The organism is Streptomyces sp. SD15 (assembly GCF_054462255.1).
Genome location: NZ_JBTLMO010000114.1, coordinates 1 through 5,625 on the forward strand (window position 1 = coordinate 1; position 5,625 = coordinate 5,625).

Below are 5,625 nucleotides of genomic sequence, written 5' to 3' on the forward strand. Positions count from 1 at the left end.
GTTCGCCTCGTTGATGAAGGCGTACACGTCCTTCGCCGCGCCGTCGATGTAGACGGTGTCCTCGAAGGAGAACGTCACTTCCTCCGCGGCGTGCGCGAGCTCGACGTTCTGTTTCAGCGCGGCCAGCTCGGAGCGGCTGTTCTTGTCGACGGCCGCGTCGATCCAGATCAGGTCGTGCGGGTCGTCGTCGATGGCGCGGTAATCGTGCAGCAGCCGTACCCGGGACTCGTTCTCGCCGAGCGGCTCGATGATCCAGGTGCCGCCCATCGCGGCGACCGGCGGGGCGGTCACCTCCTGGCGGAAGGTGATGCGCAGGGCCTCGGGGTCCAGTTCGCGACGCGAGGTCCAGTTCTTGGCCTCGCCGTTGGCGGTGGCCCAGATCTGTATCCGCTCCTGCGATCCGTCGTGCTCCACCCGGTCCACGTGGATGGTGGGCGGGAAGATCCGCGGCCAGTTGGTGACCTCCGCCAGCAGCCGGTACACGGCCGGTGCGGGCGCGGCGATCGTGATTTCGTGCTCTACCTCACGGGTCGTCATGACGCTTTCTTCTTCCATGGCTGGGTACGGGCTGCCGACAGGTGGGCGGCGTGCGGGGGCGTACGGGGGCGTACGGGGGCGTGCTCAGAAGTTGCCGAGTCCGCCGCACACGTTGATGGCCTGCGCGGTGACCGAGGCGGCCGTGTCGGAGGCGAGATAGGCGACCATGCCGGCAACCTCCTCGGGGGTGGAGTAGCGGCCGAGCGGGATCTTGGCCTGGAACTTCTCGAGGATGGCGTCCTCGGAGGTGTCGTACGCGGCGGCGTATCCGGCGCGCACACGCTGCGCCATCGGCGTCTCGACATAGCCGGGGCAGACGGCGTTCACGGTGATGCCGGTGGGGGCCAGCTCGTTGCCGAGGGCCTTGGTGAAACCGACCACGCCGTGCTTGGAGGCGGAGTAGGGGGCACCCAGGACGACGCCCTGCTTGCCCGCGGTGGAGGCGATGTTGATGATCCGGCCGCGACTCTTGTGGCGCATGCCGCCGGTGTTGAGGACCTCCCGGGTCAGCCGGAAGACGCTGTTGAGGTTGGTGTCGATGACATCGGTCCACAGCTCGTCCTCGATGTCGGCGGTGACGCCGCCACCGGACCGGCCGGCGTTGTTGACCAGGACGTCGACGGTGCCGAAGCGGTCGACGGCGGCCTGCACGAAGGCGGCGGCCGACGCGGAGTCGCGGACGTCGAGGACCGTGCCGTCGGCCTCGATGCCCTCCTCCTGGAGCGCCTTGACGGTCTCGGCGACGTTGTCGGCGTTGCGCGCGCCGATGAAGACACGGTGACCGCCGGCGGCCAGCGCGCGGGCGGCCGCGAGACCGATGCCGCTGGTGGCACCGCTGATGAGAGCGACCCGCTTCTCCTGCGTTGACATGTTCTTCCTCTCCCTGTGGCTGGTGATCTGCGACAGCTGCGGCCGCGGCGAGCCCGGGCCGGACGAGACCCGCTCGGATGCGATGAAAGGTTTCGCCCGGCCCGGGGAACCCGACGGAACGTCAGGCGGCGGCCTGCTCGTCGGAGGCGAACTGCTGGTTCACGGCCTCGATGAGGGCGCGCGGGGTGTCGGCGTCGGTCAGCAGGTCCTCGTCGAGGACGATTCCGTACTCGCGCTCGATACGGCTGCCGGTCTCCAGCAGGGCCAGCGACTCGTAGCCGAGGACCTCGAACGCCTCGTCGAGGATGTCGCCGTCAAGGTCGACCCCCTCGTCGACGCCCGCGCCTTCCAGCAGGATGCGGCGCAGGTCGTCCAGGGTGAATTCCGGAGTGGACACGTGGGTTCCTTCCCAGGTCGGATCGTTTCGGTGGGGCAGGGGGTCAGTCGACGGCGCGGACGACGAGGGCGGAGTTGAAGCCGCCGTAGCCGCGGGCCAGGACGAGCGCGGTGCGCACCTGGGCGGTGCGCGACTGGTTGAGGACCAGGTCGAGGCCGTACTCCTCGTCGGGGTCGACGTGCACCGTCGGAGGGATCAGCCCCTCCTCGATGGCCAGCAGCGCGGTGGCGACGTCGAGCGGGGCCGCGCCGGAGTACAGCCGGCCCGTCATCGTCTTGGGCGCGGTGACCGGAACGCCCCGGACGCCGAAGACCGCCGAGATCGCCTCGGCCTCGATCCTGTCCAGCTCCGGCACGCCGGCCGCGTCCGCGAAGACCACGTCCACGTCCTCGGGAGCCACCTCCGCGTCGGCCAGGGCGAGTTCGATCGCCTTGCGCAGACCGGGCTCGCGGTCGCTGCCGGGCCGGGGGTCGAAGGTGGACCCGTAGCCGGCGATCGCGCCGTAGATCTTGGCGCCGCGCTCGCAGGCCGACGAGGCCGACTCCATGATCAGGATGGCGCCGCCCTCGCCCGGCACATAGCCGGACGCGTCGGCGTCGAAGGGAAGGTAGGCGCGGGTCGGCTCGTCGCTGGTGCTCAGCCGGTCGCCGGCCATCTGCGCCACCCAGCCCCAGGGGCAGATGGAGGCGTCGACGCCACCCGAGACGATCATCGGGGTGCCCTTGCGGATGAGCCGCCGCCCGTGCGCCACCGCGTCGAGACCGCCGGCCTCGTCGCTGACGATGACACCGCTGGGGCCCTTCAGCCCGTTACGGATGGAGATCTGGCCGCTGTTGACGGCGTAGAACCAGGCGAAGGACTGGTACGCGGACACGTACTGGCTGCCCTGGCTCCACAGCTTCTCCAGCTCGCCCTGCCCGAACTCGAAGCCGCCCGAGGAGCTGGCCGTGACGACGCCCATGTCGTACTCGCCCAGTGCCTTGGGGTCGATGCCCGCGTCGGCGAGCGCCCACTCGGCGGCGACCAGCGCCATCCGCGTCATGTGGTCGGTCTGCGGCAGCAGCCGGCTCGGCAGCACGTCCTCGGCGACAAAGCCGGGGACCTCGCCCGCCAGGGTGGAGGGGTAGGAGGACGGGTCGAAGCGGGTGACCCGTCCGATGCCGTTCTTGCCGGTCCGGGTCGCGGCCCAGAAGTCCTGGGTGCCCAGGCCGTTGGGGGCGGCGATGCCCAGACCGGTCACTACCACCGTGGTGGTCATGCCACGCTCCTCTCGGGACGCGCCAGCACCATGGCGCTCTGGAATCCCCCGAAACCGCTGCCGACGGTCAGGACGGCGTCGGTGAGCTGCTCCCGGGCGACCAGCGGCACATAGTCGAGGTCGCACTTGGGGTCGGGGGTGGTCAGGTTGGCCGTGGGCGGCACGACGTGGTTCTCCATCGCCAGCGCGGACGCGGCGATCTCGATGGAGCCGATCGCGCCGAGCGAGTGCCCGACCATCGATTTGATCGAGCTGACCGGGGTCCGGTAGGCGTGGTCGCCCAGGCTGCGCTTGAACGCCTCGGTCTCGTGGCGGTCGTTCTGCTTGGTGCCCGAGCCGTGCGCGTTGATGTAGTCGATCTCGGTCGGGTTCATCCGCGCCTCGTCGAGCGCGACCGTGATGGCCTCGGCCATCTCCGCGCCGTCCGGCCGCAGACCCGTCATGTGGTACGCGTTCGAGCGCGTCGCATAGCCCGCGATCTCGGCGTAGATGTGCGCGCCGCGCCGCTTGGCGCTCTCCAGCTCCTCCAGGACGAACACGGCGGCACCCTCACCGAGGACGAAGCCGTTGCGGGTCCCGTCGAAGGGGCGGGAGGCCCGCTCGGGGGCGTCGTCCCGGGGCGTCGTCGCCTTGATCGCGTCGAAGCACGCCATCGTGATCGGCGAGATCGGGGCGTCGGACGAACCCGTGATCATGACATCGGCGGAGCCGTCGCGGAGCAGTTCCACCGCGTGGCCGACCGAGTCGATGCCGGACGTACAGCCCGTGGAGACCACCGTGTTGGGGCCCTGCGCGCCCACGGTCCACGCGACCTCGGCCGCGAAGGAGCTGGGGACCAGGTAGTTGTACAGGTGCGGGACCGTGTACGCGTGGTCCACGAGGTGGAGCCGGCCGCCGTCGCTGACGACGTTGTACTCCTCGTCGAGACCCATGGTGGCGCCGACCGCGCTGCCGATGGTGACGCCGACGCGGTAGGGGTCGTAGGCCTCCATGTCGATGCCGCTGTCGGCGACCGCGCCACGGGCCGCGACCACCGCGAACTGCGCGGCGCGGTCCATCCGGCGGATCTCCTGCGGGCTCAGGCCGTGCTCCACGGGATCGAAGTCGATCTCGGCGGCGACCCGGGAGCGGAACTGGCTGGGGTCGAAGAAGGTGATGCGGCGGGTGGCCGTACGGCCCTCGCTCAGCAGGTTCCAGAAGTTCTTGGCCCCGACACCGCCGGGGGCCAGCACCTCTATGCCGGTGATGACAACTCGTCGTTCGCTCACGCGGACGCCTCCCAGTTGTAGAAGCGCTTCGCCATCGCGTCGGCCGGGGAACGCCATGTCGCCGGGTCGTAGGCCTCGATGAACGGCTTCAGGTCGTCACTGATCTGTATGAAGCGCGGGTCGTGCCGGGCGCTCTGGATCAGCTCGCCGCCGTTGTCCGCGTCGAAGTCCTGGAGGTGGAAATACAGACCCCGGTACTGGAAGAGCTGGCGCCGGCGGGTGCCCATGAGGTGCGGCATTTCCGTGTTGTCGAAATCACCGAAAAGCTTGGCGACGTCGACGCTCGACCCGGGTTCCATCCGAGCCACAATCAGCGTGCTGAACATACGTTTCCCTCTCCTAGAGGCCCACCACACGACAGTTGACGAAAGCTCATATTCAGTATCTGGGGCGGTCCGGACGGTTTCAATGTTCCCCATGTCAGGGAATTGTCAGGCCCGGTCAGAATTCCGCAGGAAACCCGGGAATCCACAGCTGCTGCATCGCGCTTTCCGCATGAATCCGCTAATGAATCAGTTGGTGATTTCGCACATGGCGGCGCCGGAGGTGACGGACGCGCCGACTTCGGCGGTGAGGCCCTTGATCGTCCCGGAGCGGTGGGCGTTGAGAGGCTGCTCCATCTTCATGGCCTCGAGGACCACGACGAGGTCGCCCTCGTTGACCTCCTGGCCCTCTTCGACGGCGACCTTGACGATGGTGCCCTGCATGGGTGAGGCGAGGGTGTCGCCGGAGACCACCGGGCCGGACCTCTTGGCGGCGCGGCGCTTGGGCTTGGCGCCCGCCGCGAGCCCGGTGCGGGCCAGGGACATGCCCAGCGAGGACGGCAACGAGACCTCCACGCGCTTGCCGCCGACCTCGACGACGACGGACTCGCGGCCCTGCTCGTCGTCCGCCTCGGCGGTGTCGGCGGGGCTCGCGAAGGCCGGGACGGTGTTGACGAACTCGGTCTCGATCCAGCGGGTGTGGACGGTGAACGGGTCCGTGGAACCGGTCAGTTCGGGGGCGAAGGCGAGGTCCCGCACGACCGCGCGGTGGAAGGGCAGGGCCGTGGCCATCCCGCCGACCTCGAACTCGTCCAGGGCGCGGGCGGCCCGCTGGAGCGCCTCCTCGCGGGTACGGCCGGTGACGATCAGCTTGGCCAGGAGCGAGTCCCACGCCGGGCCGATGACGCTGCCGCACTGGACGCCCGCGTCGAGGCGGACGCCGGGGCCGGACGGTGGGGCGAAGGTGGTGACGGTGCCGGGGGCGGGGAGGAAGCCCCGGCCGGGGTCCTCGCCGTTGATGCGGAACTCGAA

7 protein-coding genes are annotated in these 5,625 nt (G+C 69.7%); all 7 read right to left on the reverse strand.

Features of this window, described 5'->3' with window-relative positions:
- A partial coding sequence (locus tag ACX28W_RS43525) for an aromatase/cyclase (RefSeq protein WP_459005627.1) occupies positions 1 to 537 on the reverse strand: 537 nt, incomplete at its 3' end.
- A gap of 84 nt (positions 538 to 621) precedes the next feature.
- Complete coding sequence (fabG, locus tag ACX28W_RS43530; RefSeq protein WP_459005628.1) at positions 622 to 1,407, reverse strand: 3-oxoacyl-ACP reductase FabG; 786 nt, start codon at positions 1,405 to 1,407, stop codon at positions 622 to 624.
- A 121-nt stretch (positions 1,408 to 1,528) separates the two neighbouring features.
- Positions 1,529 to 1,804 carry an acyl carrier protein gene (locus ACX28W_RS43535; protein ID WP_459005629.1) on the reverse strand — a complete coding sequence of 92 codons (276 nt, stop codon included), beginning with the start codon at positions 1,802 to 1,804 and terminating at the stop codon, positions 1,529 to 1,531.
- 43 nt (positions 1,805 to 1,847) lie between these two features.
- Positions 1,848 to 3,062 carry a ketosynthase chain-length factor gene (locus ACX28W_RS43540; RefSeq protein WP_459005630.1) on the reverse strand — a complete coding sequence of 405 codons (1,215 nt, stop codon included), beginning with the start codon at positions 3,060 to 3,062 and terminating at the stop codon, positions 1,848 to 1,850.
- On the reverse strand, positions 3,059 to 4,330 hold the full coding sequence (locus tag ACX28W_RS43545) for a beta-ketoacyl-[acyl-carrier-protein] synthase family protein (protein WP_459005631.1): 1,272 nt from the start codon (positions 4,328 to 4,330) through the stop codon (positions 3,059 to 3,061). The genes ACX28W_RS43540 and ACX28W_RS43545 overlap by 4 nt, the downstream gene beginning before the upstream one ends.
- Complete coding sequence (locus tag ACX28W_RS43550; RefSeq protein ID WP_459005632.1) at positions 4,327 to 4,656, reverse strand: TcmI family type II polyketide cyclase; 330 nt, start codon at positions 4,654 to 4,656, stop codon at positions 4,327 to 4,329. Before ACX28W_RS43550 ends, ACX28W_RS43545 begins: the two co-directional genes overlap by 4 nt.
- Before the next feature lie 186 nt (positions 4,657 to 4,842).
- A partial coding sequence (locus ACX28W_RS43555; RefSeq protein WP_459005633.1) for an acyl-CoA carboxylase biotin carboxyl carrier protein subunit occupies positions 4,843 to 5,625 on the reverse strand: 783 nt, incomplete at its 5' end.